This is a genomic window from Dactylosporangium sp. NPDC049140 (assembly GCF_040648435.1).
The window spans coordinates 50840-74509 of sequence record NZ_JBEZDS010000039.1 but is presented as its reverse complement, the minus strand read 5'-3'; the positions used below and the strand labels follow the sequence as shown (position 1 = coordinate 74509).

The 23670-nt window shown below is 71.1% G+C and carries 26 protein-coding genes and 3 pseudogenes; 13 read left to right on the top strand and 16 right to left on the bottom strand.

The window, feature by feature from the left end; all coding sequences use genetic code 11:
• Window positions 1–23 precede the first annotated feature (23 nt).
• Window positions 24–185: pseudogene (locus tag AB0B76_RS42310) on the top strand (chemotaxis protein CheW); the annotation flags it as partial.
• A gap of 108 nt (window positions 186–293) precedes the next feature.
• Here AB0B76_RS42310 and AB0B76_RS42305 read toward each other — a convergent pair.
• Window positions 294–503: pseudogene (locus AB0B76_RS42305) on the bottom strand (IS6 family transposase); the annotation flags it as partial.
• Between the two features lie 133 nt (window positions 504–636).
• On the opposite strand from AB0B76_RS42305, the gene AB0B76_RS42300 reads away from it, so the two are divergent.
• Window positions 637–1266: a bacterial transcriptional activator domain-containing protein gene (locus AB0B76_RS42300; RefSeq protein WP_360386475.1), complete on the top strand. Its 630-nt coding sequence runs from the start codon at window positions 637–639 to the stop codon at window positions 1264–1266.
• 104 nt (window positions 1267–1370) lie between these two features.
• On the opposite strand, the gene AB0B76_RS42295 is transcribed toward AB0B76_RS42300, so the two are convergent.
• Complete coding sequence (locus AB0B76_RS42295) at window positions 1371–1967, bottom strand: hypothetical protein (protein ID WP_360386472.1); 597 nt, start codon at window positions 1965–1967, stop codon at window positions 1371–1373.
• 659 nt (window positions 1968–2626) lie between these two features.
• On the opposite strand from AB0B76_RS42295, the gene AB0B76_RS42290 reads away from it, so the two are divergent.
• A complete protein-coding gene (locus AB0B76_RS42290; RefSeq protein WP_360386469.1) occupies window positions 2627–3220 on the top strand; it encodes a hypothetical protein in 594 nt (197 codons plus the stop codon).
• A 159-nt stretch (window positions 3221–3379) separates the two neighbouring features.
• Here the strand turns inward: AB0B76_RS42290 and AB0B76_RS42285 are convergent, their stop codons facing one another.
• Window positions 3380–4201: a hypothetical protein gene (locus AB0B76_RS42285; RefSeq protein ID WP_360386466.1), complete on the bottom strand. Its 822-nt coding sequence runs from the start codon at window positions 4199–4201 to the stop codon at window positions 3380–3382.
• 334 nt (window positions 4202–4535) lie between these two features.
• Here AB0B76_RS42285 and AB0B76_RS42280 point away from each other — a divergent pair, with 334 nt between their 5' ends.
• From AB0B76_RS42280 to AB0B76_RS42250, 7 genes are all read left to right on the top strand, one after another.
• Complete coding sequence (locus AB0B76_RS42280) at window positions 4536–5066, top strand: sigma-70 family RNA polymerase sigma factor (RefSeq protein ID WP_360386463.1); 531 nt, start codon at window positions 4536–4538, stop codon at window positions 5064–5066.
• A complete protein-coding gene (locus AB0B76_RS42275; protein ID WP_360386461.1) occupies window positions 5066–5818 on the top strand; it encodes a hypothetical protein in 753 nt (250 codons plus the stop codon). The genes AB0B76_RS42280 and AB0B76_RS42275 overlap by 1 nt, the downstream gene beginning before the upstream one ends.
• A 32-nt stretch (window positions 5819–5850) precedes the next feature.
• Window positions 5851–6507, top strand: coding sequence for a hypothetical protein (locus tag AB0B76_RS42270; RefSeq protein WP_360386458.1), 657 nt, complete (start codon window positions 5851–5853; stop codon window positions 6505–6507).
• Window positions 6504–7301: a hypothetical protein gene (locus AB0B76_RS42265; RefSeq protein ID WP_360386455.1), complete on the top strand. Its 798-nt coding sequence runs from the start codon at window positions 6504–6506 to the stop codon at window positions 7299–7301. The genes AB0B76_RS42270 and AB0B76_RS42265 overlap by 4 nt, the downstream gene beginning before the upstream one ends.
• Before the next feature lie 9 nt (window positions 7302–7310).
• Window positions 7311–8198, top strand: a complete 888-nt coding sequence (locus AB0B76_RS42260) for an ATP-binding cassette domain-containing protein (RefSeq protein ID WP_360386452.1) — start codon at window positions 7311–7313, stop codon at window positions 8196–8198.
• A gap of 122 nt (window positions 8199–8320) precedes the next feature.
• Window positions 8321–9073, top strand: a complete 753-nt coding sequence (locus AB0B76_RS42255; RefSeq protein ID WP_360386449.1) for an ABC transporter ATP-binding protein — start codon at window positions 8321–8323, stop codon at window positions 9071–9073.
• 1 nt (window position 9074) lies between these two features.
• Window positions 9075–11627: an FtsX-like permease family protein gene (locus tag AB0B76_RS42250; protein ID WP_360386446.1), complete on the top strand. Its 2553-nt coding sequence runs from the start codon at window positions 9075–9077 to the stop codon at window positions 11625–11627.
• Between the two features lie 34 nt (window positions 11628–11661).
• Here the strand turns inward: AB0B76_RS42250 and AB0B76_RS42245 are convergent, their stop codons facing one another.
• The 4 genes from AB0B76_RS42245 to AB0B76_RS42230 all read right to left on the bottom strand — a co-directional run bounded on the left by AB0B76_RS42245 (window position 11662) and on the right by AB0B76_RS42230 (window position 15103).
• Window positions 11662–12342, bottom strand: coding sequence for a response regulator transcription factor (locus AB0B76_RS42245; RefSeq protein ID WP_360386443.1), 681 nt, complete (start codon window positions 12340–12342; stop codon window positions 11662–11664).
• Window positions 12339–13484, bottom strand: a complete 1146-nt coding sequence (locus AB0B76_RS42240) for a sensor histidine kinase (protein WP_360386441.1) — start codon at window positions 13482–13484, stop codon at window positions 12339–12341. Before AB0B76_RS42240 ends, AB0B76_RS42245 begins: the two co-directional genes overlap by 4 nt.
• Window positions 13485–13559: 75 nt before the next feature.
• Entirely contained in the window at window positions 13560–13904 is a 345-nt protein-coding gene (locus tag AB0B76_RS42235) for a hypothetical protein (protein WP_360386438.1), read from the bottom strand.
• A gap of 674 nt (window positions 13905–14578) precedes the next feature.
• Window positions 14579–15103, bottom strand: coding sequence for a DUF6221 family protein (locus AB0B76_RS42230; protein ID WP_360386435.1), 525 nt, complete (start codon window positions 15101–15103; stop codon window positions 14579–14581).
• 170 nt (window positions 15104–15273) lie between these two features.
• Between AB0B76_RS42230 and AB0B76_RS42225 the strand changes: the two genes are divergently transcribed.
• The gene (locus AB0B76_RS42225; protein ID WP_360386432.1) at window positions 15274–16410 is read left to right on the top strand and encodes a hypothetical protein; all 1137 of its coding nucleotides are present in this window, start codon (window positions 15274–15276) and stop codon (window positions 16408–16410) included.
• Between the two features lie 15 nt (window positions 16411–16425).
• Here AB0B76_RS42225 and AB0B76_RS42220 read toward each other — a convergent pair whose 3' ends face one another.
• The 7 genes and pseudogenes from AB0B76_RS42220 to AB0B76_RS42190 form a co-directional block, all read right to left on the bottom strand.
• Window positions 16426–16662: a hypothetical protein gene (locus AB0B76_RS42220; RefSeq protein WP_360386430.1), complete on the bottom strand. Its 237-nt coding sequence runs from the start codon at window positions 16660–16662 to the stop codon at window positions 16426–16428.
• A gap of 350 nt (window positions 16663–17012) precedes the next feature.
• A complete protein-coding gene (locus AB0B76_RS42215) occupies window positions 17013–17438 on the bottom strand; it encodes a hypothetical protein (protein ID WP_360386428.1) in 426 nt (141 codons plus the stop codon).
• A gap of 20 nt (window positions 17439–17458) precedes the next feature.
• Window positions 17459–18244, bottom strand: coding sequence for an IS21-like element helper ATPase IstB (gene istB, locus AB0B76_RS42210; RefSeq protein WP_360386425.1), 786 nt, complete (start codon window positions 18242–18244; stop codon window positions 17459–17461).
• Window positions 18241–19850, bottom strand: a pseudogene (istA, locus tag AB0B76_RS42205) (IS21 family transposase). The gene istB and the pseudogene istA overlap by 4 nt, the downstream one beginning before the upstream one ends.
• Before the next feature lie 234 nt (window positions 19851–20084).
• Window positions 20085–20513: a DUF2000 domain-containing protein gene (locus AB0B76_RS42200; protein WP_360386422.1), complete on the bottom strand. Its 429-nt coding sequence runs from the start codon at window positions 20511–20513 to the stop codon at window positions 20085–20087.
• Entirely contained in the window at window positions 20506–20643 is a 138-nt protein-coding gene (locus AB0B76_RS42195; protein ID WP_360386419.1) for a hypothetical protein, read from the bottom strand. Before AB0B76_RS42195 ends, AB0B76_RS42200 begins: the two co-directional genes overlap by 8 nt.
• A gap of 102 nt (window positions 20644–20745) precedes the next feature.
• The gene (locus AB0B76_RS42190) at window positions 20746–21201 is read right to left on the bottom strand and encodes an FCD domain-containing protein (protein ID WP_360386417.1); all 456 of its coding nucleotides are present in this window, start codon (window positions 21199–21201) and stop codon (window positions 20746–20748) included.
• Between AB0B76_RS42190 and AB0B76_RS42185 the strand changes: the two genes are divergently transcribed.
• Together AB0B76_RS42185 and AB0B76_RS42180 are read left to right on the top strand one after the other, a co-directional pair.
• Window positions 21143–21451, top strand: coding sequence for a LysE family transporter (locus AB0B76_RS42185; protein WP_360386580.1), 309 nt, complete (start codon window positions 21143–21145; stop codon window positions 21449–21451). The two genes, AB0B76_RS42190 and AB0B76_RS42185, sit on opposite strands and share 59 nt — an antisense overlap.
• A 311-nt stretch (window positions 21452–21762) precedes the next feature.
• Window positions 21763–22146 (top strand): hypothetical protein, encoded by a 384-nt coding sequence (locus AB0B76_RS42180; RefSeq protein WP_360386415.1) that lies wholly within the window; start codon window positions 21763–21765, stop codon window positions 22144–22146.
• 118 nt (window positions 22147–22264) lie between these two features.
• Here the strand turns inward: AB0B76_RS42180 and AB0B76_RS42175 are convergent, their stop codons facing one another.
• Both AB0B76_RS42175 and AB0B76_RS42170 read right to left on the bottom strand, forming a co-directional pair.
• Entirely contained in the window at window positions 22265–23164 is a 900-nt protein-coding gene (locus tag AB0B76_RS42175) for an IS3 family transposase (RefSeq protein WP_360386413.1), read from the bottom strand.
• A gap of 63 nt (window positions 23165–23227) precedes the next feature.
• Window positions 23228–23626, bottom strand: a complete 399-nt coding sequence (locus AB0B76_RS42170) for a tetratricopeptide repeat protein (protein WP_360386410.1) — start codon at window positions 23624–23626, stop codon at window positions 23228–23230.
• Window positions 23627–23670 lie beyond the last annotated feature (44 nt).

The window sequence follows — 23670 nt, the reverse complement described above, 5'->3', positions numbered from 1 at the left end:
TTCCGCACAGAACGGGCTGACTCGTGAGTACCACTGCCACCGAGGCCGGGCGGTTCCTGACGTTCACGCTGCACGGCGAGTCCTACGCGCTGGACATCTTCCACGTGACCGACATCATCGAGTACCGGCAGCTCACCGCGGTCCCGATGGCGCCGGACTTCGTGCGCGGCGTCATCAACCTGCGTGGCCGGGCCGTGCCGGTCATCGACCTTGGCATCCGGTTCGGCCAGGGCGCCACCGCGGCCGGCCGCGGCGCACCAGCGTCATCATCGTGCACGGCAGCGACGGCGCGCACGGCGCCGGCAGAACCGGGCGACGTCGGCCAGCAGCGGCGTGAACCGCTGCATCCACCAGAACACGGTGACATGGTCGACCTTGAGCCACGCTCAACAGCAACTGCTCAACGTCCCAATAGGACAGATTGAACCGCAGATACCAGCGTACCCGACCACGATTACCTCCGGCGGCAACCGGAACCCGGCGAACGCCGGCTTCGCGGGCAGCCACCACCGAAGCCGATATCGGCCACGACCTGACCCGGCCCGTGCGCGCGCGGCGCGGACGTGACGTGGCGAAGGTCCCAACTGCCGATCCATCCGCAGCACAACGTGCGTCGTGGCTTTGGGGGCTGTCCCTGTGCGCTCTCGTCCGGCAGGCCTTCGTCGACCCCGACCACCTCGGCGCCGGGTCCTGTATGACGCCGCCGGCCGGCCGGCGCTCATCCAGGACCCGGGCGGCGGCCCGCGACCCCGGCGCACCCACCGGCTCGATCCGGCCGCGGTCCAGGTCGACGTGTGGCGGCTGCAGGGCCTCCTCGACGCGGCCGCGACCGCCGACAACCCCGGCTACCGCCGGATGCTCCTCACGGCGGCAGCTGCCGTCAGCGGTGGCGAACTCGCCGCCGGCTGGACCCACGCATGGCTCGTCGAGGCCCGCGAACGCGTCGCCCGGCACCTGCTCGACATCGCCGCCCACCTCGCCGACACCGAACCCGACCACCCAGCAGCCCTGCAACTGCTGCACCAAGCCCTGCGCCTGGCGCCGATCAACGAACACCTGCACCGCCGAGTCCCGCAACGCCACTCCGCCGCCGGCGACCGCGAGGGCCTGCACCGGGCCGCCGCAACCCTCACCGATCACCTCACCGCGTATAAGGTGCAGGCCCACCCGGACACCGTCGCCCTGCTCGACACCCTCCTCACCGGCCCGCCCGGGCCGGCGGCCGGCGCGGCGAGCCGCCACCCCACGCCCAGCGCAGGCTCGTGACGATGGTCGGCACGGGACGCTGATTATGCCGAAGAGCGAGAATGCGATCTTGCGGGGTTGCCCAAATTTAAGACTATGTTCGGCGACTGCCCCTGCAAGGTACTTCAATCGCCTGGCTGAACCGCCCGTTGATCGCCTGTAAGCCCGACAGGGCCCGCGGCATCGACGAAACTCCGCAGCCCCAGGTCAACATGAATGCGAGGAATATTCACTTCTGAGGCGCGGGCCGCAATGTGTTCGAAGAACGCGAAGAAAGGCGCCCCTCGAATTTTCCGTTCGGCTTCGACAAATGGCTTACACGCTATCCAGGCGGTACGGATTCGATGGTGGACTAGACTCAAGATCAATCGCTCATCAACCACTCCGAATACTACGAGATGTCCGAGGCTAGCGTAGTACCTGCCCACGCGGAGTACATGAATTCGTGCTGTCGTCGGCAGTCCGGACACGCCAAGCTCCGCCGACTCCTCTTCGGCGAGGCGATCAAGTACATAGGCCTCGCTCTCCAGAAAAGCATCATTTATGAGCTCGCGAGTTAACCAGTCAAGCGCAACCACAGTCTCGTTCGAGACCCGCGCAGACCTGATTTGCCGTGCGGCGATGCGGCTCGTGACGACAAGCGCGACCACGGACACGACGAGCGCTAGGACGCTCGTCAGTGAAGCGATTTCCATCTCTCCTCCGGCAGAGCCGTACACCATGAACGGGCCGCTACCTCGAGCTCGATTGTCTCATCGCAGTGCAACGCTGATACGCAGCATTTCATCGGACATGTGACATTCGTGAGTTCCTGCAGCAAGTGGTCGGCTCGCCGGCAGCGGCGACGAGCGTGGCGCGAACATGGCCCCGCCTTCTGGCTACGGATCCCACGGTGTCGGCCCTGAACGTCGGTCTCTCGGCGGTGAAGCACCGTTGCTCCTCCGCATGAACCTGAGGCCCCGGGGTCGCTCGGAGGAGTCGAAGGCAGACGGCTCCGCGGTCGCTTGGCGCCACGCAACCTCCTCCACACGCACCGTCGATCCGAATCCGGTCCAGAAGTCGGCGCCGGGGTCTACGAATGGCCGATCACCGTCCTGGTTATGTGCGTCAGTGCGGTCCCGTTTGTTGATAGTTCCGGTCCCACGGCTCGGCGGCCAGTTTCTGTGTTCGCGACTTCCGGACCCACCCGATCGCATCGATGCGGTGGCGCAACCCGGCGCCGTGCGGGAACACGGCCCAGCCGCTGGCTGGGCGCACGACCGTCGCGCTCGTCGCGTCGCTCGTGGCCGCCGCGGCCTGCGCTCACCCGCTGCTCCGACGCCGCCGGGCCGGACCAGCACGCGTTCAGGCAGGCGACGTTGGACGCCTGTTACAGTCGGCCATGCGCCAACCCGGAGATGGGCACGACTGCCTGGAGCACCTGACCATCGGCCGCCACCATGTCGAGCGCAACGTCTGGGACGTCTTGGGCGCAGCCGGGATCTTGCGGCCGCACGATCGCTGGGAGTTCGTGCCCGCCGCGCACATCGATCCAGCCTCATACATCCCGTTGCAGGTCGGCGCGTCCGTGCCCGTACCCGGCGGGCCCGGCCTGTGGTCCACGCCGCCGCCGCCGGTGGGCAGCGGCTTCACCCCGGAGGGCGTCGTCGACGCGGCGGTGTTCTCCCCGCTGGTCCGGGTGGACGTCCCCCGGATACAGCCGGGGGAGCAGCGGGTGATCGGCCGGCTGGCGCCCGCGGCAGTCAGGACGGTCGACCACCGTGAGGTGGTTCGGTTCCTGCTGCAGGCGGAGGTCGTGCAGACCTACTGGCACATCCACGCCGAGTGCTGCTTGGAGCGGGAGGACCGTACCGACGGTTACCGGGCGGTCTTCTCCGGCACGCACTGGTACGTCACGAACAGCCAGAACTTCGATCCGCTCGCCTTCACCCTCTCGATTTCCGTGGACGGCCTCATCGAGGTGCGCGCCGGCTGAGAACTGGCCGAGCGGCTGGCGCCCACGCCGTCGCCTGCGCGGCGCTGCACATCGGCATCATGCGCGGAAGGCGTGAAGTAGAGCCCCAAGGCCCGTCATGCTGGCCTGGGGCTCGATCATTCGACGCGCGCGGCCCTCGACACGGGTAGAAGACAGACCTCACGAACCGGCGGGAGCTGAGGTTCCGCGCTGGCGCACCACGGAGGCGAGCAGGTCCCGTACCTCGCGGTCGTTGCCCCCGGCACGCAGCACGCGCTCCGCGTCCGCGTACCGTTTCGCGCGCGACAGCGCCCAAGCGGTGCGCAGCAGCGCCTCGACGGACGCCTCGCCCGGATCGCGCCCGGCCCGCTTGCGCACCGCGTTGCCGTGCGCGGCCGTTGCCTCGTCGAACGCCCCGATGTCGGCCAGCAGCGCGGCAGCCAGCTCGTGATCCAGGTCGTCGTCCGAGCGGGCGGCCACGCCGCCCTTCAGCGGGGCGGCGATCGCCGGCTCGTCGCGGAACTCCCACACCGCATGCCTCAGCTGCTCGAGCTTGCCCGTCGCCGCGAGGTCGGCCAGGAGGGCGTTGAGGTCGCCGGCGCGATCCTGGCGGCGCAACAGCCGGATCAGCTCCACGCACTGCATTAGGCCGCCGCCCGCCGTGCCGCGGCGGAGCATCCGCTCGGCCCGGCGGGGGTCGCGGCGGGCGATATCGTTGGCCAGCCAGGCGTGATTGTGCTCGCGGTGTTCGCCAGCGGCGATCTCGTAGCGCAGGAACACCCCGTGCGGCAGCCACTCCGGCAACTCGGCCGCGAGTAGAAGTGCCCCCCACACCAGGCCGACGTCGGGTACCGCCACGAAGATCACCGCGACCCAGCTCCTGGTGGCCATCCAGGTGATCCAGACGCCTGCGAACGGCAACGCCACGACGGCAGGCCGGACTACCCAGACGAGCAGGACCGCTGGCCACAGCCGCACGCCCCAGAAGCTTCGCATCCGCATAATTCGATGATGCCCGGTTGCGTCCACGGCTGACGCAGCCGGGCCGCCAGCACCGTCAACGGCGGCAGCTCGATGCCCACCTCAGCGGCCGTCTCCACCAGCCACCCCAGCCCCCGGTCCCGAATCAGGGAGGCGATGAGACGGTCGTCGACATTTCGATGGCCACGACCAAGGCGCACATCGGCCATCTGCGGACGAAGCTCGGCGCGTGTGACCGGGCGCAGCTGGTCATAGCCGCCTACAAAGCCGGCCTGATCTGATTGTTTCCGCTGGTCGTCGCGGTTGGGCCGTCGATTGGTGAACCTTTGGCCGCTGCGGTGCAACCATCCTGTCGATGGAGGCCGACGAGGATCTGCTCGCGCGGGTGGCGCGCGGCGACGGCGCGGCGCTGACGCGGCTGGCCGAGCGCCACCGCCGGGCGCTGTTCGGCGTCCTGGTGCGGCTGCTCGGCGATCGGTGCAGCGCCGAAGAGGCGTTGCAGGACACGCTGCTGGCCGTGTGGCGGGGCGCCGGCGGCTTCGCCGCCCGGTCGAGCGTGCGGACCTGGCTGTTCGGCATCGCCCGGCGCCAGGCCGCGCAGCGTCTACGCCGTCGTGACCCGCCGCCGGCCGAGCTGGCCGACGAGCTGCGCGACCCGGCACCCGGCCCGGAGGAGGTCGCGGTGCTGGCTGCCGGGGGCAGCGCGGTCGCGGCCGCCGTGTCGCGGCTGCCCGAGCACCACCGGGAGGTGGTGGCGCTGGTGCTGGTGGGCGGGCTGCCGCTGGCCGACGCGGCGGCGATCCTGGGCGTGCCGGTCGGCACGGTGAAGAGCCGCCTGTTCCACGCCCGGGCGGCGGTCGTGGCGATGCTGGCCGAGGAGGAGTGATGCACCCGTTCGACGATCTTCCTGAGTACGCCACCGGCGCACGCGTCGACGCCGGAGTGGCCGCGCACGTCGCCGGGTGTGCGCGGTGCACCGTCGAGGTGGCGGGCTGGCGGGCGCTCGCCGCGATGGCGGGGCCGGTGCCGGACGTGGTCGCGGCGGCGCTGCTGGCGGACCGGCCGCGGGTGGCGGCGGGGCGGCGGTGGCTGCTGTCGGTGCGGCTGGCGGCGGCGCAGCTGCGGCTGATCCCGGCGGCGGCCTGGCTGGTGTGCGCGCTGGGGATGGCGGGCGCGGCGTTGGCGGCCGTGCGGCTGCCCGGCTCGGCTCCGCTGGTCTTTCCGCTGGTTTTGGCGGCCGGCGTGGCGACGGTGGCGGAGCCCGGGCCGGCCGACGAGCTCATCCGGGCAACGGCCACCTCGGCGCGCCTCGTGTTCGCCGTGCGGGTCGCGCTGGTCGTGGCGTTCGACGTGCTCGTGGCGCTGCCGGTGCCGGGACTGCTCGGCGCGGCCGGCGCGGGGGCGGCGCTGCTGGCGGCGCTGGCGCTCGTCGCGGCCGTCCATCGCGACGCGGGCGCGGCGCTGGTCATCGTGGCGACGGTCTGGACGGGGCGCCTGGCCGTGGCCGAGCTGACCGCGCCGGTGCGCGGGCTCGTGCTGGCCGTGTGGTCGGGCGGTGTCTGGACGTACGCGGCCGCCTCCGTCGCCGTCGCCTACGCCGTCTACGCCGCCGGGCGCCGGAATCCGGCCCGCCGGTGAACCGTTCGACGCGGATGGGCCACTACCCCGATATGCGATGGCGACTGTGGACCCACGAGGCGCGCCGGGCCGGGTGGCCGGTCCTGTGCGCGCCGCTGTTCTGCGCGGCACTCGTCGCGCTCATCACCGCCGCGGTCGGGCGGGCCGGCGCCGTCCCGGCGGGCCTGGGGGACCTGGAGGAGATGGGCGTGCCGCTAGCCGTGGGGGTCGGCGTGACGACGCTCGTCGGGCGGGATCCCGTGCTGGAGGTCCAGCTGGCGCTGCCCACCGCCTACCGGGCGACCGTGGCCCGCCGAGCGGCCGCCGTCTTTGCCGCCGGGGTACTCGTTGCGGTAGCCGCCGACGTGGTACTGCGGCTGGGCTGGAGCGCCGCACACGGCGTCGCCGCGGGGCAGCTGGTCTGGTTCGCGCCGGCCGCCGCGCTCGCCGCGTGGGGGCTACTGGCCGCCGCCCTGCTGCGCGAGCCCGCAGCGGCCGCCGCGGTGGTCGCCTGCACCTGGCTCTTCGAGCGGGTCGGCGCCGACCGGGTCCCGGGCGTGGTGTACCTCTTCGACAGCACCGACCCGCGGCCCGGCAGCTGGCCGGTGAACCGGATCGTGTTGCTCGCACTGGCGGCCGGCGCGGGCCTGTGCGCGTGGCTCGCGCTCGGCCGCACCGCGGCCCTGCTGCGTGCGGGCGGTGCCCGATGAAGGTGTGGACGGCCGCCTGCCGGTACGAGTGGCGCATGCAGATCCGCCGCCCCGCGCTGTGGATCGCCTCCGCGCTGGGCGCCGCGATGACGTTCACGATCAGCGGGTACGGCGTGGCGTGGAGCGAACCCGACCCGCGCGTGGCGATGGCCCGCGTGGCGGTCACGTGCGTGATCGTGCCGCCGGTCGTCTACGCCTTCCTCGTCTCCGACCGGGCGTCGCGCGACACCGTCCTGCACGTCGGCGAGGTGCTCGACGCCGGCCCGGCCGGCGGGGGAGCGCGGTTCGCCGGCAAGTATGCGGGCAGCTGCCTGGCTGCGGCGGCCCCGATCGGGCTGCTGTACCTCGGCGGTGCCATCGCCTACGCGGCGGTGCACGGCGCGCCGGCCGCTCTGCTCTGGGCCCTGCTCGGCGCCGCAACGGTGCTGGTGCCGGGGCTGGCGATGCTCGGCGCGGTCGCGCTGTGCCTGCCGCTCGTCCTGCCCGTGACGCTGTCCCGCGTGCTGCTCGTCGGGCTGTGGCTGTGGCTGGGCTGGCTGCTCCCGCCGAAGGCCGTGCCGGGGCCGGTCGAGAGCGTGCTGTCGGCCACCGGCGGCTACGCCATCGACGTCTTCCTCGGCTATCACGGACCGCACGGCGGCGTGGTCGGCTTCGCCGGGCCGGTCCCCGGGGCCGCGTGGAACGCCATCCGCCCGGCGCCCTCACCCGCGACCGCCGCGCTGCAGATCGCGCTGATGCTCGCCGTCGCGGCCGCGGTTCTCACCGCCGTCGCATTGCGCCGACGCAACCGTTAGGAGCCAACGATGATGGACATCGCCGTGCGCGGCGTGACGATGCGTTATCGGCGGGGCAAGCGCGCCCTCGACGGCCTCGACCTCGAGATCCCGGGTGGCATGTTCGGCCTGCTGGGCGCAAACGGGGCCGGCAAGACGACGCTGCTGCGCCTGCTGGCCGGACTGCTGCAGCCGACCGAGGGCCGGGTCGAGGTCGGCGGGCACCCGCTGTCCACGCGCGCCGGGCGCGGTGCCGTGCGGCGCACACTTGGATATCTCCCGCAGGACTTCGGCGTCTATCCGGACCTGACCGCCCGGGAGTTCCTCGACTACCTGGCGTTGCTCAAGGGCGTCGACCGTACCGCCGAGCGTCGCCGCCACGTCGGCGCGCTGCTCGAGCTGGTCGATCTCAGCGGACCCGCCGACGACAAGCTTCGCACGTACTCGGGCGGGATGCGCCGCCGCGTCGGCATCGCCCAAGCCCTGCTCGGCGACCCGCGGCTGGTCATCGTGGACGAGCCGACCGCCGGGCTCGACCCCCAGGAGCGCGTCCGCTTCCGCATCCTGCTGTCCCGGCTCGCAGGCGAACGGACCGTGCTGCTCAGCACGCATATCGTCGAGGACGTCGCCCAAACCGCCGGTCAGGTCGGCGTGCTGGGAGGGGGGCGGCTGCGGTTCACCGGCACCACCCGGGCGCTGACCGCCACCGCGAACGGTCTCGTGTGGAGCGTCACCGCGACCGACCCACCGCCGGGCACCACCGTCGTTTCCGCGCTGCCCGAGGGCGCCCGGACCCGCTACCGCCTCCTGTCGCGCACCGCACCTGTCGAGGGCGCCCAGCCGGTCGAACCGACCATCGAGGACGGCTACCTCGCCCTCACCGGTGCGCTGACACCGCGCCGCGACGTCCGACCTTAGCGGTATGCCGGCGCCGATGTACTACCTCAGCAGTACGGCCGGATGAGTGCTTGGCGTCAATGTCCGGCGACCGGTTCGCGCCTAGCGTCAGGGGCAGTCGGCCTGATCACGAGGGGTGCGCCATGACGTTGACGACAGAGGCTCCGCCGCGCCGGTGGGCGGTGCGGACGACCGATCTGGTGAAGGTGTACGGGTCCGGGGACACCGAGGTCCGGGCGTTGGACGGGGTGAGTGTCCGGTTCGAGCGCGGCCGGTTCACCGCGATCATGGGACCGTCCGGGTCGGGCAAGTCCACCCTGATGCATTGCGCGGCCGGGCTCGACGCGGTCACGGGCGGCACGGTGTGCATCGGCGACACCGAGCTGGGCGGGCTGTCCGACCGGGCGCTGACCCGGCTGCGGCGGGTCAGCGTCGGGTTCGTGTTCCAGTCGTTCAACCTGCTGCCGACGCTCACGGCGGAGCAGAACATCCGGCTGCCGCTGGACCTGGCCGGGGTCCGCGCCGACGCGGCCTGGTTCGCGCACATCGTCGAGGTGCTGGGGCTGGCCGACCGGCTACGGCACACGCCGTCGCAGCTTTCCGGCGGCCAGCAGCAGCGGGTCGCCTGCGCGCGAGCGCTGCTGCCCCGGCCGGACGTCGTGTTCGCCGACGAGCCGACCGGCAACCTGGACTCGCGCAGCGGCGCGGAGCTGCTCGACCTGCTGCGCCGCAGCGTGCACGAGCTCGGGCAGACGGTCGTCATGGTGACGCACGACCCGGTCGCGGCCGGGCATGCCGACCGGGCACTGCTGCTGGCCGACGGGCGGCTCGCGGCCGACCTGGCCGACCCGACCGCCGACGCGGTGCTGGACCAGCTCAAGCGGCTGGGGGGCTGAGATGCTGCGGACGACCCTGGCGGGCCTGCGGGCCCGGCGCTGGCGGATGGTCGCGACCGCGCTGGCCATCGTGCTCGGTGTCGGCTTCGTCGCCGGCGCGTTGGTCTTCGGCGACACGGCCAAGGCCGCGCTGTACGACGAGTACGCGCGGGCCGCGCAGAACATCGACCTGAGCGTGCAGCCGCCGCCGGCGCGCGGCGGCGAGAAGTCCAGGGTGGAACCGGTACTGCCGACGTCCACAGTGGACCGTCTGCGGTCGGTCGCCGGGATCGGCGTCGTCGTCGGCCGGATGAGTGAGCCGCTGCCGCTGCTGGACCGCAACGGGCGGCTTGTCACCAACTTCGGGCAGTCGGGCGTGGCGCTGTCGGGGGGTGACGACCCGCGGCTGCGCGGATACGACGTGACCGCCGGCCGGCCCCCGGCCGCGGCCGGCGAGGCGGCGCTGGACGAGGCGAGCGCGCAGCGGCTGCGGTTTGCCGTCGGCGACCGGATCGTCGTGCTCGACACCGCGCAGCAGCGCCACGAGCTGCGGCTGGTGGGAGTGGTCGGTTTCGGCGCGGCCAAGGAGTACGCCGACCGCTCGGTCGTCGTGCTCACCGAGGCGGACATGACCGCGATCGCTGGGGCTCGCGGCTACCGTGAGGTGGTCGCGACCGTCGCCGGCGCCACCCCGCCTGACCTGCTCCGCCGGTCCAGGGCGGTGCTGCCGTCCGACGCGGTGGTGCAGAGCGGCGACGAGCGCCGCCACGACATCGCCACCAATGCCGTGCACGAGGTCGACACGTTCCTCACGGTGCTGCAGATCTTCGCCGGGATCGCCGTGGTGGTGGCGGCGTTTGTGATCGGGAACACCTTCAACATCCTCATCGCCCAGCGGCTGCGGGAGCTGGCGCTGCTGCGCTGCATCGGCGGATCGCGCGGCCAGGTGCTCGCCTCGGTGCTGCTCGAGGCCGCCGCGGTCGGGCTCGTCGGCGGCATCGCCGGACTCGCCTTGGGTCTCGCGGTGGCGTACGGCATGTTCAGCGGGGCCAACGCGCTCGGCGCCGCCCTGCCCAGCCATGCCCTGGTGCTCACGGCCACCCCGGTCGTCGTCGCCGTCGTCGTCGGCCTGGTCGTCACCGTCGCCGCCGCGCTCGTACCGGCGTTCCGGGCCGGCCGGGTGCCGCCGCTGGCCGCCTTGCGGGCGGTTCCGTCGGCGCGGGTCGGGTCGCGCGGGAACCGGATCTTACTGACCGTGGTGGTCGTGCTGACCGCGGCGGCCGGTGTCGCGCTGACCGTCCGGGGCGAGCAGAGCACCGATCCGAAGACCGGCACGCTGCAAGTGGTGGCGGGCGGGGTCGTCGCGTTCCTGGCGGTCGTGCTGCTGTCGCCGCTGTACGTCGGGCCGCTGATCGCCGCGCTGGGCTGGCTGCCCGGCCGGATCCTCGGTACCCCGGCCCGGCTCGCCACCGCGAACGCCCGCCGCAGCCCAGGCCGGACCGCCGCCACGACCGCGGCGCTGATGATCGGCGTCGGCCTGATGGCCGGCGCTGTCGTGCTCACCGCGACCATCCAGGCCACGGCGACCGCCCAGCTCGTCTCGCACTATCCGGTCGACTTCATCCTGCAACCAGCCGACACCGGCCAGCGGGACGTCAGCGTGCCGCCCGGCGCCGTGGCCAGGCTCCGCGCCGACCGTCTCCTCGGCGCGGTCGGCGAGGTGCGCCTCGACACGGCGACCAGCAACGGCAGCCGCACCCAACTGGGCAGCTTCGACCCGGCCGCGCTGCGGACGCTGGCCGCCTTCCCGATGGCCGCCGGCTCCCTCGACGACCTTCGGCCGGGCACCGTGATCCTGTTCACCGGCGCGCCCGAGAACCGGACCCACCGGCTCGGCGACCACATCGCGGTGGTCAGCTCGGCCGGCAAGCGGCTGGACCTGACCGTCGTGGGGCTGATCGCCGGGACCGCGCGCACCGGCGACACGCTCGTCTCGTGGGACGACCTCACCGCCCTGCGACCGGCCGGCGGCGACGACATGGTGCTCATTAAGGCGGCCGCCGGCGTCCCGCCGGACGCCTCCCGCAACGCCGTCGACGCTGACCTGGCCGACTACCCGGCGGTCGCGGTGAACAGCATCGCCAGCTGGCGCGACGAAATCACCAGCACCGTCGACCAGCTCATCGGGGTGGTCGCCGCGCTGCTCACGTTCGCGATGCTCATCGCGCTTATCGGGATCATGAACACAATGTCGTTGTCGGTGTTCGAACGCACCCGCGAGTCCGCGCTCGCCCGCGCGCTCGGGCTGACCCGGGGCCAGTTGCGGGCCACTCTGCTGTACGAGGCATGCCTGATGGCGCTCGTCGGCGCGCTCGTCGGGATCGGGTTCGGCGTCACCTACGGATGGCTGACCGCCCGGACCATGTTCGCCACCATCCAGCCGCTGATCCGATTCCCGTACGGGCAGCTGCTCGTGCTGCTCGCCGTCGCCGCTCTGGCGGCGATCGTGGCGGCGGTCCTGCCGGCCCGCCGGGCCGCGAGCGCGTCGATCGTGTCGGCGATGGCCGAAACGTAGGCAGTCCGTCAACCGGGCTGGGCGGCGCTCCCGCTCAGCCCGGCGCGGCGGGCCGGACCATGCCCGTCTCGTATGCCAGGACCACCAGCTGCACCCGGTCCCGCAGGTCGAGCTTGGTCAGGATCCGCCCGACGTGCGTCTTGACCGTCGTGTCGACGATGTGCAGCCGGGCCGCGATCTCGGCGTTGGACAGTCCCTGGGCCACCAGCAGCAACACCTCCTGCTCACGCTCGGTCAGCCCGGCCAGCGCCGCCTGGGCCGGCCGGGGCGGCGCGAACTGCCCGGCGAAGCGGTCCAGCAGCCGGCGCGTCATCCGGGGCGCGACCACGGCGTCACCGGCGGCCACGATCCGGATCGCGGCCAGCAACTCCTCCGGCGGCCCGGTCTTGAGCAGGAACGCGCTCGCGCCGGCCTGCAGCGCCGCGAACGCCTCCGCGTCCGTGTCGAACGTGGTCAGCACCAGCACCCGCGGCCCGCCCGGCCCGGCGCACAGCCGCCGGGTCGCCTCGATGCCGTTCATCACCGGCATCCGGATGTCCATCACCACCACGTCGGCTGGCTTCCCCTGCAACAGCCGCAGCGCCTCTGCCCCGTCGCCGGCCTCGGCCGTGAGGGTCATGTCCGGCTGTGCCTTGAGCACCATCCGGAACCCGGCCCGCACCAGCGGCTGATCGTCCACCACCATCACCCGGATCGTGGTCCCGGCCGCGCTCATGTCACCTCCTGCACCGGCAGCGTGGCGTCCACCTGCCAGCCGCCGCCGAACCGAGGACCGGAGCTGAACTGCCCGTCGTGCACCGCGATCCGCTCCCGCATCCCGATCAGCCCGTGCCCGGCCGCGCCCGTGGAGCTCGCGAGCCGGCCGCCCCCGTCGTCGATCACGCTGATCCTCACCAGGCGCGGACTGTACTCCAACCGGATCGCCACCTTGGCCTCCGCGCCGGCGTGGCGGATCGCATTCGTCAGCGCCTCCTGCACCACCCGGAACACCGTGAGCTCCTCCGCCGCCGACATGTCCGGCGGGTCGCCGACACTCTCGTACGTGACCGCCAGCCCGGTCGACCGCGCCCGCTCGACCAGCACGAGCACCTGCCCGATCGTCGCCACGCCCCGATCCGGGTCGACCGCCGGCCCGTCGCCGCGCAGCACCCCGACGATGCGATGCATGTCGCCCACCGCGTCCCGGCCCGTCGCCGCGATGGTCCGCAGCGCCTCCTCGACCTGGGCCGGGTCGTCCGCGAGCGCGTACCTGGCCCCCTCGGCCTGCACGACCATCACGGCGAGGGTGTGGGCGACGACGTCGTGCAGCTCCCGCGCAATCCCCGCCCGCTCGCCGGCCAGAGCCAGCTGCGCCAGGTGGTCACGCTCCCGCTCCGCCGTCGCCGCCCGCTCCTCAAGACTGCGCAGATACCGCCGGCGGGTGCGCAACGTGTATGCGACCAGCCACACCGCCGTGCAGAAGCCGAACAGCAGCAGGGCCGAGTACCACCACCGGGACGTGAGGTGCCGGACCTGCTCGATGACCAGCCCGACGGCGACGATGCCCGCGGCCACGAACCCGTGCCACAGCACCGGCGCGTACTTGACCACCGAGTACATCGCGATCAGCACCGCAATGTCGAAGCTGGTCGGGTCGGGCCGCCCGAGGATCACCAGATGACCCAGAGCGAGGGCCGAGAGGACCAGCATCACCGCCAGCGGGCGAAAGCGGCGGAAACCCACGGCGACCGCCATCGCCGCCCCGAACAGGACATGCGGACGGTACACGTATGGCACCGTCAACATCGCCACGCCGCCGGCCACCGCCAGATCGAACAGCACGGACCGGACGGTGACGCGCTCCGCCCCGGCCACCATGCGCACAGCTTAACCAGCCGAGACGTTCAACCGGCCACGCCATTGCGGCTCGAGCGCGTCATGACTGTGTTGTTCTCACCGATCGGTTTGACGTAGCTGACCGGCCTGAGGTTGCCGCGCTTCGCGGCGTTGATGAACTCCACCTCGTCGCGGAGGTCTGCCGCGCGCGCCGCGGTGCCCGGAGCCGGAGCGTAGGTCAGCCACCCGGGTGCGCTGCGCGGCGAGCAGATCCGCGGCGACGGTAGCGGCTGGTGTGGTGGTGACCCAGGTCGAAAACGCCGCCGGTACGGGCACTGCGGGCAGGTACGTCCACAGCGGTGGGGCTGTGATGGTGACGTCGGCTGGGTGGCAGCGGATGAGTTGGTTGATCAGCGTGGTTTTGCCGGTGCCGTCGACGCCGTCGATGTAGACGACGACCATCGCGGGCTCACCGGGTTGGTGCGGGTGTGTGGTGGCGGTGGATGAGGTCGTCGATGGCGTCGGCGGCATGGGTGGCGAGGTGCTCGGCGGTGTCGAGGTCGGGGGCACCGGCTCGTCGGAACGCGTCGTAGTCGCGCAGCAGCTGCCCGATGGGGGAGCCTGGGTGGCGCTGGCACAGGGGTGCAGCCCGCTCCGGCCGGCTCGACGACGCTCTCCGGCGACGGCTTCACCCTTGCCGTCCCCAAGCCGTTCGGCGGTGACGAATGGGCCGACCGCGGCCTGCTGTACGTGAAGCTGTTCGGCAAGGATCCCCCTGGACGGCATCCTCACCGTCGACTACGGCGGCAGCAGCAAATCAAGGACCCGGCGCAGTTGCTCGCCACTCCGGAGAACGTGCTACTGATCCCGGAACGCGAGAGCTACCAGCGCATCGCACTCAGGCCCGTGTCACCTACCGAGCCGGCCTCGCCGTGGACTGGGAGGGCAGCTACGGCGGCCGCGTCCGCATGCACTTCGCCAACCGCGTCGTCATCCTGCCCGACGGCCGGCGGCTCACCATCCACGTCAACGGTCGCGAGCAGAACTTCAGCCGCCTGATGCCGTACCTGCAGGCCGCCCTGGCGACGTTCGACCCCCGCTTGAGTTCCCCCGCTGAGCGACGATCCGGCCCTGGCTCATACGGCCCATTCAGGGTACTCGGGATGGTCGAACCACACCGTTGCGTCGTTGCGAAGCTCCCGGCATGGCGCGGGCTCATTACAGGTTCGGCACCAGTTCGGCTCGCGCGGCTCGTCGTCCTGAACCAGCACCTCGATCGCCTTGCCGTCCTCGCGCCGGTACACCTCGTAGTGTTTGCCGTACTCGAGTTGACCGCTTGGATAGCTCGGCTTGTGTCGCTCGAGCCGCCGCCGCTTGGCCTCCACCTCGCGGAGCACCCGGGCGGGATCGTGACGGGCGATATGGGTGTGCTGGTTGCGACTGCCCGGCACGACCGCGACCGGCTCACCGCCCTCGTCGCGCGCCTGCGAAGGGTCCTGGATGATCGTACGGTCGGACGGTCGGATCTCTCGCCAGCCGCCGGGCTGGTCCGGTTTGACGCTCCACACCTGCGGTGCATAGCCGCCGGCCGAGATCATACTGGCGATCGACTCGTCCTCGGCCAGCCGTGCCTCGATGAAAGCCACCAGCTCGTTCGTCATGCCCTCGATTCTCCTCAGGCGGCGGCGATGGCGGTCCGGATTCTGCTCCCATCTCGTTGAGTTCGTCCAGGTGGGACGTCGCGTAAGCGTGCGGGCGGCGGGGCGCACCGTTCGCTCGCAGTTCGTGATAACGCCGCGCGAGCCGCCCGCAGGGTGAGACCGTAGACGCTGTGACGACGCGCGAGGTGGAGTTCGGTGACGGGACAGCGGGGGTCGTGTCGCTCAACACGCCCGTCCTGCGGTATCCGGCCAACCCGATCCTGACGGCACACCAGGTCAACGTCGTGTGGCAGGAGCCGCACCTACAGGTGGTGACGGTGCATAACGCCGGCGCGGCGGCGGCGGCGGACCAGACCGTGCTGCTGTTCCGGTCGCACCTGCGTTGCGGGATCAGCGTCCTCGGCCTGGCCACGAGCCCGGACGGCGTTTCCGGGTGGGTGGTCCATCCGCGGCCGGTGCTGTCCCCCGCGACCAAGGGCGACCTGTACGCGGCCGGCATCGACTGGCAGGACATCGTGGAGATCGAGTCCGGCGGCGTCGAGGACGCCCGGATCAACCCCGTCGAGGACACGTTCGCCGTCACCTACAGCGCTTACCACGCCGGAATCCGCAACCGGGTACGTGTGTCGCTGGCGCTGACCGACGACCTCACCACGTTCACCCGGTACGGGCCGGTGCTCGACCGCGACATGCGCAACGTGGTGCTGTTCCCGGAGCGGATCGACGGCAGGTACGTCGGCCTGTTCCGGCCCAACGACGTCAGCGCCGGCGACACGGGCGGCGCGTTCACGCAGGTCCGCATCGGCTACGCGGAGGACTTCCGGACCGGGCCGTGGAAGATCGCCGACGAGCCCATCATGCGGACCGGCGCGGGCCCGAGCGCCTTCGCCGACAAGATCGGGCCGGGCGCGCCGCCAGTACGCACCCGTCACGGCTGGCTCAACGTGTTCCACGGGGTGCGCACGACGATGGACGGCAACCCGTACGTGCTCGGCGTGGCGCTGCACGACCTCGACGATCCTCGCCGGGTACGCATGTCAAGCATCCCGGTGCTGTTCCCGTCGCGGGCCGACTGCCGCGTCGCCGACACCGACTACGTGCACGTGCCGAACGTCGTCTTCTGCTGCGGCCTCGTGCGCCGCCCCGACGGCACGATCGTCATCTACTACGCCGGCAACGACACGGTGATGAACGTCGGCCTCGCGCACGAGGACGTGCTCGCGGAACTGTGCGACCGGTACGGCCAGGATCCACTCACCGGCAGGCTGTTGTACGACCTCGCCCCCGCAGAAATCCAAGATCATTGAGGCGACCCGGTCAGACTACGTGCGGACAGCCCTGCCGGACGTCGACAACGGCGCCGGCACGGGCAGGCCCGGCCAGCCAGCGCCGCACAGGCGGTGGCCTACCGCCGCGGCCACATCAACGTCGAGGACCTCTTTCACCGCCGCCACCCCGCCGGCCGCGGTCACCCGCCAGCTGCGGTTCATCGTGCCCGCTGCCAGCACGTCCACACTGCGCACTGGGCCGAGCCCGAACGCGGCCGTCACGTCAGCCAAGGTGTCGACGGTGTCGGGCCGGGCGTCAGCGGGCTTCACCAGCGCCGGTAAACACGTCGAGGAGCATCCGGCCGTACCCAGCGTCGCGCTCGACTGGCGGATCGACCGCCAGACCGATGACGCGCCCGTATGCGCTACCCCAGGCGGGTCTGGTCACCAGAACGTCCGGGGTGAGCCGAATCGTCCAGATCCGCGGTGCCGTGGTGCAGCCGCGCTTCGTGGTGGCTTCGTCCGTGTGAACGGGGCCCAGATGTTCGCGGCATTGGGGCCCGGGTCGAGCGGTTTTTCTTGATCAGTGTTGCTGACCTTGGGGCCCATCTCTGCGGTTGCGGGACTTCGCCGAGGTCACGTTAGAACGGTGGAGCAGCGTCCGGACGGGTGACGACGACGGTGGTGCCGGGCAGCGGCAGCGCGGGGATGTCGTGGCTGGTGGGATGGGTCCATCCGCCGATCGGTCGGCGGATCGCGTGCGCGGCGTACTCGACGACGCCGGCGACCCCGGCGATCTCGATATCGCTGATCACGAAGGTGGTGCCGTTGTTGTCCTGCTTGACCACCAGGTAGGGATGCGATTCCGGCGGTGCGAGGACCGCGCCGACCGAGGGAAGGTGGCGCATCTCGCCATCCCATCGGACATGGTCAGCGACGTCGACGAGGGCGAGGGCGGCCTGCAGGGCCCACTGGGTCCGGGGGACGGGGTCAGCGGTGATCCAGTCGGGTAGCGGCGTGAGTGCGTCGGAGTCGTCGACGGGTTCGGTGAGCGCGTAGACGACCATGACGGAGGCTGGTGGGTGGTTCATTTGCTGGTGTTGGCGAGTTGGTGGCGCGTTTTGGCGAGCCGGTAGGAGTCGGTGCCGGTCTCGATGATGTTGCCGCCGAAGGTGAGCCTGTCGACGATCGCGGCGCAGAGCCGCGGATCGGTGAACGTCTTCGTCCAGCCCGAAAAAGCCTTATTTGAGGCAATCGCGACGGAGGCTTTCTCCTCCCGCTCGGTCAGAACTTGGAAGAGCAGCTCAGCGCCGCGCTTATCAAGTTCCATATACCCAAGTTCATCAATGCAAAGCAGGTCGACGCGGCCGTAACGGGCGATCGTCTTCGCCAGGATCTTCTCGTCGGCGGCCTCGACGAGCTCGTTGACCAGTTTAGTCGCGAGCACGTAGCGGACCCGGAAGCCGGCCATGGCGGCTTCGGTGCCCAGGGCGATGAGCAGATGGCTCTTGCCGGTGCCGGAGTCACCGATCAGGCAGAGCGGCAGGCCCTTGCGAACCCAATCGCAGCTGGCCAGGGTGTGGACCACGGCCGGGTCGACGTTCGAGTTCGCGTCGAAGTCGAACGCGCGCAGGCTCTTGTCCCGCGGGAACGCGGCGGCCTTGATCCGGCGTTCGGAGCGGCGCCGGGCCCGGTCGTCGCACTCGGCCATGAGCAGCTCGGCGAGGAACCCGCGGTAGGTCATCTGGTCGCGGGCGGCGGCCTCGGCGAGGTCGGGGAACTGACCACGGATGGTGGGCAGGCGCAGCAGCCGGCAGGCGGAATCGATCGCCGCGTCGGCGGCCTGTTCGGTGAGTCCTCGATGACGGGTCATGGCCTGTTCCCTTCTGCGGTGCGACGGTGGCGGAGCAACTGGTCGTAGGCGGCGACCGACGGCGGCGGCCGGGTGTCGGCCGGCAGTTGAGCGAGGCGGCGCTCGGTCAACGACACGACCTTGCCGGCGGGCCGGCCCGGTTCGACCGCTTGGGGACGGTCGTCGGTCTCGGCGAACTTGCGGGCCTGCAGCGCGACCGCGTCCGCGGTCAACGCGCCCGCTTGCAGGCCGGCGGCCAGCCCGGCGACGACGTGCTCGTGGGGCATGTGCCGGTGTAGCAGCAGAACCTCGATCAGGGCGCGGGTGCCGGCGGCGTCGCCGTGGGCCTTGCGGACGGCTTCCCACCAGGCGTCGTGCACGGGGGTGAACTTGCCGGCGGCGCGGGCCTGCTCGAGCGCGGTGGACCTGGGCAGCGCGCCGGGTTTGCGCAGCAAGGCCTCCAGGTAGTGGTCCAGGTCCAGGCGGGCGCCGCTCTTGGCCATCAACCGTCGTGCCGGGCAACCTCGGTGCGGCCGTCGTAGATGACCAGGTGGGAGGCGTGCAGGTGGACCCGGACCTGCCGGCCCACCAGTCGCGCCGGCACCGAGTAGCGGTTGGTGCGGACGGTGACCTGGCTGTAGCGGTCGACGCGCGGGCCCAGCCAAAGGCCGGTCTCGAACGGCTCATCCGGCAGTGGCGCCAGCAGCGGCTGCTCGATCGCGAACAGCTCCCCGACCGCGTGGGCCCGGCTGCCGATGCGCCGGGCGTCATCAGCTCGGTCCCAGACGTCGACCACAGCGTTGAGCTGCTCGAACGACTCCACCTCGGGAACAGGGACGAGGTGGTTGCGGCGGAACCAGCCGATCTGCCCCTCGACACCGCCCTTCTCGTGAGCCCCCTGCAAACCTGGCTGGCAGTAGAACGGATCGACCGAGAAGTGCGAACGAAACGCCGTCCATCGCGCAGTTTCGACCCGCTGCCGAGCGAAGCCGAGGACCTGGGCGACGGCCGCCTTCAGGTTGTCGTAGCGAATCTTGCCGGTCGGAACACCTCCCAGTGTGGTAAACGCGTGGACGTTGCCTTCCAGGAATGCCTCGCTGCCACCTGAGGCAAAAATCCTGTGGACGGCCTTGCCGGAGAAGGACAGCCGGAACGCGAACAACATGCAGGTCACCAGTTCACCGCGCAGGTTGATGGCGACCTCGCCGAAGCCGACCTCGGCCTCCGCGCCCGGCCGGTGGGTCTGCGGGAAGAACACGTTGGCCGGTCCCCGGCCGGCCTCGACGCGGATCTTCGGCTTGCGGTCCGCGACGTAGGCGAGAACAACCTGGTAGGACACGTCATGCATGTCGTGCTCGTCGATCAGCCGGTCATAGATCCGCTTCACGGTGTGCCGCTGCTTGCGGGGTGCGTCCAGGTCCGCGCGCAGGATGTCGTCGATGACCGGCTTGAACGGGTCCAGCTTCGAAGGCCGAGGCGGCATCGGCTTGCGCGGCGCCGGCCACGCCGACGTCAGCGCCGAACGGACCGTGCGGCGACTGACCTGATACTTGCGGGCCAGACCACGCACGGACAGGCCGGCGCGGGAGTCCCGTCGGATCGCCGCGAACAGGTCGACCTTCGACATCGGCGGCATCGGCGGGCTCCCGTCCAGACCCGCCGATGCTCCCACCGTTCGAGGTGGGCCCGAAATTGCCGAACATCGAATCCACCCGATCGAGGTGGGACCAGACATGCCGGATAACTTGCAGGTCACCGACGCCATGTCGGTCGCTTGGTTATGGGCGACGGTCTGCGGCAGGTCCGTGGATTCCCCGAGTGAGACCGGTTGCCGCCCTGACCCGAATCGACGTCCTGATGGCTATGCCCCGTAGAGCGTGAGCCCGCGCGTGAACCTGCGCACCGCGCTCTTGGTCCCGGCGACGACCAGGGCGAAGCACGCGAACGCCGCGGCGGGCTTGCCGCGGATGGCCTCCGCGTACTGGTCGTAGGAATTCGTGGAGAGCATCGCCTCGTCGAGCGCGACGACGACCGCGTCCGGATCCTGCAGGGCGGCGGCATGCAGTGCGTCGATGGCCTGCCTGCCGGTCACGAGCACGGGCATCGCGTGCCTGCTGAGGGGTCCGAGGTCCACGCCGTCGGCCGTCGTGATGCCCGGCCCGGTGACCTCCGACAGGCGCGTGCCGAGCGTGAGGCTCAGGACGGCGGCGGCGTTGACCGCTCGCCAGGCGGGCAGGTCGTCGCGCACGACGACGACGATCCGGTCGGGCGACGGCGTCCGGCTAGTCACGGGTGGGCTCCTTCTCGAGGTCGGGGCGGCTGCGCAGGGTTGTCCGCTGGGCCTCCCGCTGCCACGCGTGTTCCAGGTGCGCGAGGTGCTCGTCCATGACGCGCGTGACGGCGTCGGTGTCGCGGCTCATCAGCGCGGTGAGCGTGCGGGCGTGGACGTCGAGGGTGAACTCGGGGTCGTCGAGTCCGTAGCCGGGCAGCAGGCGCCTAGCCGCCCAGAGCGTGCCGGTCAGCTACTTGGCCAGCCGCAGGAGCGTCCCGTTGCCAGTGGCCCGGGCGATGCCGATGTGGAAGCGCATGTCCAGGGCCTGAAAGCGGTCGGGGTCGTCGGGTCGTTCCCGCATCGCATCGATCGTGCCTTGGAGAAAGGTGAAGTCGGCGTCTCGACCGTACCGGGCGGCGAGCTTCGCGACCGGCACCTCCAGCAGCCGCCGCGCCTCGAGCACCCCGGCCACCTCCCCGATCGTGATCGACGCAGCGGACAGCGCGGTGTCCAAGGGCAGCTCGTCCGAGGTGACCACGGTGCCCCCGGCGCCAGGGCGAACCTCGAGAACACCCGCGTCGACGAGCAGGTGCACACCCTCGCGGACCGTCGGACGCGACACGCCGAGCTGCCAGGCCAGGTCCGCGATCCTGCGACAGGGATTCCTCGTCGGGATCACGAACCCGAAGTCCACGGTGTTCTTCATCGCCGCGCTGCCACAGTTCATCGTCGCCGACCGCGTGCTCGTGCCCGTGCAGATGACCATCCTCGGCTGCGTGTTCATCCTCGCGACCCTCACCGTCGGGACCGCCATCGCGCTCGTCGCCGGAACCGCCCGAGAGTGGTTCGTACGCTCCCCCGAGCGCCTCGCCGCGGTCACCGGCATCGGCGGCGCGTTCATGCTCCTCCTGGCCAGCATCCTCGCCGTGCTGGCGCTGCTGCCAGGCACGCCATGAGAAGACAGCCACTGTCCGTTGTCAGCGAAGTTGGATCGCTGACAACGCAGTGACCTGGGCGGATCAGATTCGATGGCACCGACCGGAGCGCCGGGCGGTGCGAGCCAGAGATCGTGACGCAGTGTTTTGTCATTGAATCTGATCCGAATTCGCGTTCTTCACCCGTCGGCGTGCCGAGGTGTGTCTGTGAGTTTGGGTTCACCGTGACGGGTTGTTTCACGGTACGTCCCGACTCGACTCATGAGGTAAGACTGACCGTCGTGACGAACGGACGTGACCCACGGGCGCTGCGCGACGCCGGAGGAGCCGTGGTGTGGCTGCTTGCCTGGCCTCTCCAACGGCTACTCAAGCTCGCCGATACACCCGCGGAGGTCGCCTCCGAGGCGCGGGAGCGCCCGACCGACGGGTCGACCGTGTACTTGGTCAACTTCGTGCGGGCATGGGCCTGGGGCATACTGGGCGTCGCCTGGACGATACCCGGCCTGGTGGTGGTCAACCTGGTGCCTGGGCGGACCGTGCGGAGCGTGTTCTTCAGCGGGTTCGGGCTGTTACTGACCTGCGTGATACTGAGCGGGCTGCGCGCCGGGCTGGGCGAACGGTATGGCGATCGGGCCGTCGCCCGCCGGTTGCTGACTCCATCCAGCGTCGACATTCTGATCGCGGCGCTGGTCGCCGCGATGGTCGGGATGAGTTGAGGCCGGTGGTCGGCCCGAAGGAGCTGACACCGACGCCCGGCACCTGCAGTGGACAACCTTTACTGGCAGAGACAGCCATCGGTCCAGATGGGCTTCCCCCCGGGATGTGGACACCGGGTTATGCCGCGATCTGTTGCAGGGTAGTCGATGTGAGGGTTCGTTCGTAGTCGGTGGGGCTGTGGTAGCTGAGGGCTGAGTGGCGTCGGCGGTGGTTGTAGAAGGCGATCCAGCGGAACACGTCGCGGCGGGCGTCGGCCTCGCGAGCCCAGGTGCGGCGGTCGACGTCGAGTTCGCGTTTGAGGGTGGCGAAGAACGCCTCGGCGAGGGCGTTGTCATACGACGTGCCGGTCCGCCCGGTCGAGCGGCGCACGCCGTGGCGGTCGCAGACGGCGGCGAAGGCGGCGCTGCCGTACTGGGATCCCTTGTCCGTGTGGAAGATGACGCCGGCGACGTGGCCGCCGCGAGCGGCGACCGCGGCCTCGAGGGCGTCGACGACGAGGCTGGTGCGCATGTGGGTGTTGATCGACCAGCCGATGAGCCGGCGGGTGGCGATGTCGATGACGGTGGCCAGGAACAGCCAGCCGGCCCCGACGCGCAGGTAGGTGATGTCGCCGCACCAGCGCTGATCCGGCATGGTGGCGGTGAAGTCCCGGCGCAGCAGATCCGTCACCGCCGGCGCGGCCGGGTCCGGGACCGTTGTGCGCCGGCGGCGCCGTAGATGTTTCCCGGTGATGCTCCGGCGGCGCATGACCCGTTCGACCCGTTTGCGGTTGACCCGCACGCCCTGAGCGTGCAGCTCGGCGGTGACCCGCGGTGAGCCGTAGGTGCCGCCGGACTCGGTGTGCACCGCGGCGATTTGTGCCGCGAGCTGGTCCTCGGCCGCTGCGCGGTCGCGGCGGGCTGGTTCGGCGGCGATCCAGCGGTAGAACCCGGACCGGGACACCGCCAGCAGCCGGCACAGCCGCTTGACGCCGTAGGCGGCACGGTGGGCGGAGATGAACCGGAAGCGGCTGATCACCGATCCATCTCCTTCGCGAAATAGGCGGCTGCCTTCCGCAGGATTTCCTTCTCCACCCGCAGTTCAGCGACCTCGGCCCGCAGCCGGGCGATCTCGGCGTCTCGTGCCGCAGGGCGCGCGCGGCCGCCGACAGTCGCCGGTAGCCCAGCCGGTCGGCCAGCGCGACGGCCCGAGTCGCCCGGGCGTCGCGCAATCGCGCTGGTCCGGCGGCGCGGCCAGCCGGATGAGGGCCTCCACCTGCTGCTTGCCCGAGTCGATGGCGGTGGCGATGTCCAGGGCTTCGGTGTGGCGGGCGACCGCGTCGTCGGGGCGGTGCTGTGCGAGGAGGATCGCGCCGAGCTGGTTGAGGATCTCGGCTTCGCTGAAGGCGTCGGCGGTTTGACGGATCAGTTCGAGGCCGTCCCGCGCGAGTTGCTCGGCCGCCTGGTCGTCGCCGAGGTCGTGGCGGATTCCCGCCAGCACGCCGAGGCTGATCGCCTCGCCCTGGGTGATGCCCAGGTCCCGGC

What these genes read in the sequence shown, in the direction of transcription:
- AB0B76_RS42295 (WP_360386472.1), bottom strand. Translation starts at nt 1,967, where the DNA reads ATGGTGTACGGCTCTGCCGGAGGAGAGATGGAAATCGCTTCACTGACG.
- AB0B76_RS42290 (WP_360386469.1), top strand. Translation starts at nt 2,627, where the DNA reads ATGCGCCAACCCGGAGATGGGCACGACTGCCTGGAGCACCTGACCATC.
- AB0B76_RS42285 (WP_360386466.1), bottom strand. Translation starts at nt 4,201, where the DNA reads ATGCGGATGCGAAGCTTCTGGGGCGTGCGGCTGTGGCCAGCGGTCCTG.
- AB0B76_RS42280 (WP_360386463.1), top strand. Translation starts at nt 4,536, where the DNA reads ATGGAGGCCGACGAGGATCTGCTCGCGCGGGTGGCGCGCGGCGACGGC.
- AB0B76_RS42275 (WP_360386461.1), top strand. Translation starts at nt 5,066, where the DNA reads ATGCACCCGTTCGACGATCTTCCTGAGTACGCCACCGGCGCACGCGTC.
- AB0B76_RS42270 (WP_360386458.1), top strand. Translation starts at nt 5,851, where the DNA reads ATGCGATGGCGACTGTGGACCCACGAGGCGCGCCGGGCCGGGTGGCCG.
- AB0B76_RS42265 (WP_360386455.1), top strand. Translation starts at nt 6,504, where the DNA reads ATGAAGGTGTGGACGGCCGCCTGCCGGTACGAGTGGCGCATGCAGATC.
- AB0B76_RS42260 (WP_360386452.1), top strand. Translation starts at nt 7,311, where the DNA reads ATGATGGACATCGCCGTGCGCGGCGTGACGATGCGTTATCGGCGGGGC.
- AB0B76_RS42255 (WP_360386449.1), top strand. Translation starts at nt 8,321, where the DNA reads ATGACGTTGACGACAGAGGCTCCGCCGCGCCGGTGGGCGGTGCGGACG.
- AB0B76_RS42250 (WP_360386446.1), top strand. Translation starts at nt 9,075, where the DNA reads ATGCTGCGGACGACCCTGGCGGGCCTGCGGGCCCGGCGCTGGCGGATG.
- AB0B76_RS42245 (WP_360386443.1), bottom strand. Translation starts at nt 12,342, where the DNA reads ATGAGCGCGGCCGGGACCACGATCCGGGTGATGGTGGTGGACGATCAG.
- AB0B76_RS42240 (WP_360386441.1), bottom strand. Translation starts at nt 13,484, where the DNA reads ATGGTGGCCGGGGCGGAGCGCGTCACCGTCCGGTCCGTGCTGTTCGAT.
- AB0B76_RS42235 (WP_360386438.1), bottom strand. Translation starts at nt 13,904, where the DNA reads ATGGTCGTCGTCTACATCGACGGCGTCGACGGCACCGGCAAAACCACG.
- AB0B76_RS42230 (WP_360386435.1), bottom strand. Translation starts at nt 15,103, where the DNA reads ATGACGAACGAGCTGGTGGCTTTCATCGAGGCACGGCTGGCCGAGGAC.
- AB0B76_RS42215 (WP_360386428.1), bottom strand. Translation starts at nt 17,438, where the DNA reads ATGGTCGTCTACGCGCTCACCGAACCCGTCGACGACTCCGACGCACTC.
- istB (WP_360386425.1), bottom strand. Translation starts at nt 18,244, where the DNA reads ATGACCCGTCATCGAGGACTCACCGAACAGGCCGCCGACGCGGCGATC.
- AB0B76_RS42195 (WP_360386419.1), bottom strand. Translation starts at nt 20,643, where the DNA reads ATGAGCCGCGACACCGACGCCGTCACGCGCGTCATGGACGAGCACCTC.
- AB0B76_RS42190 (WP_360386417.1), bottom strand. Translation starts at nt 21,201, where the DNA reads ATGAAGAACACCGTGGACTTCGGGTTCGTGATCCCGACGAGGAATCCC.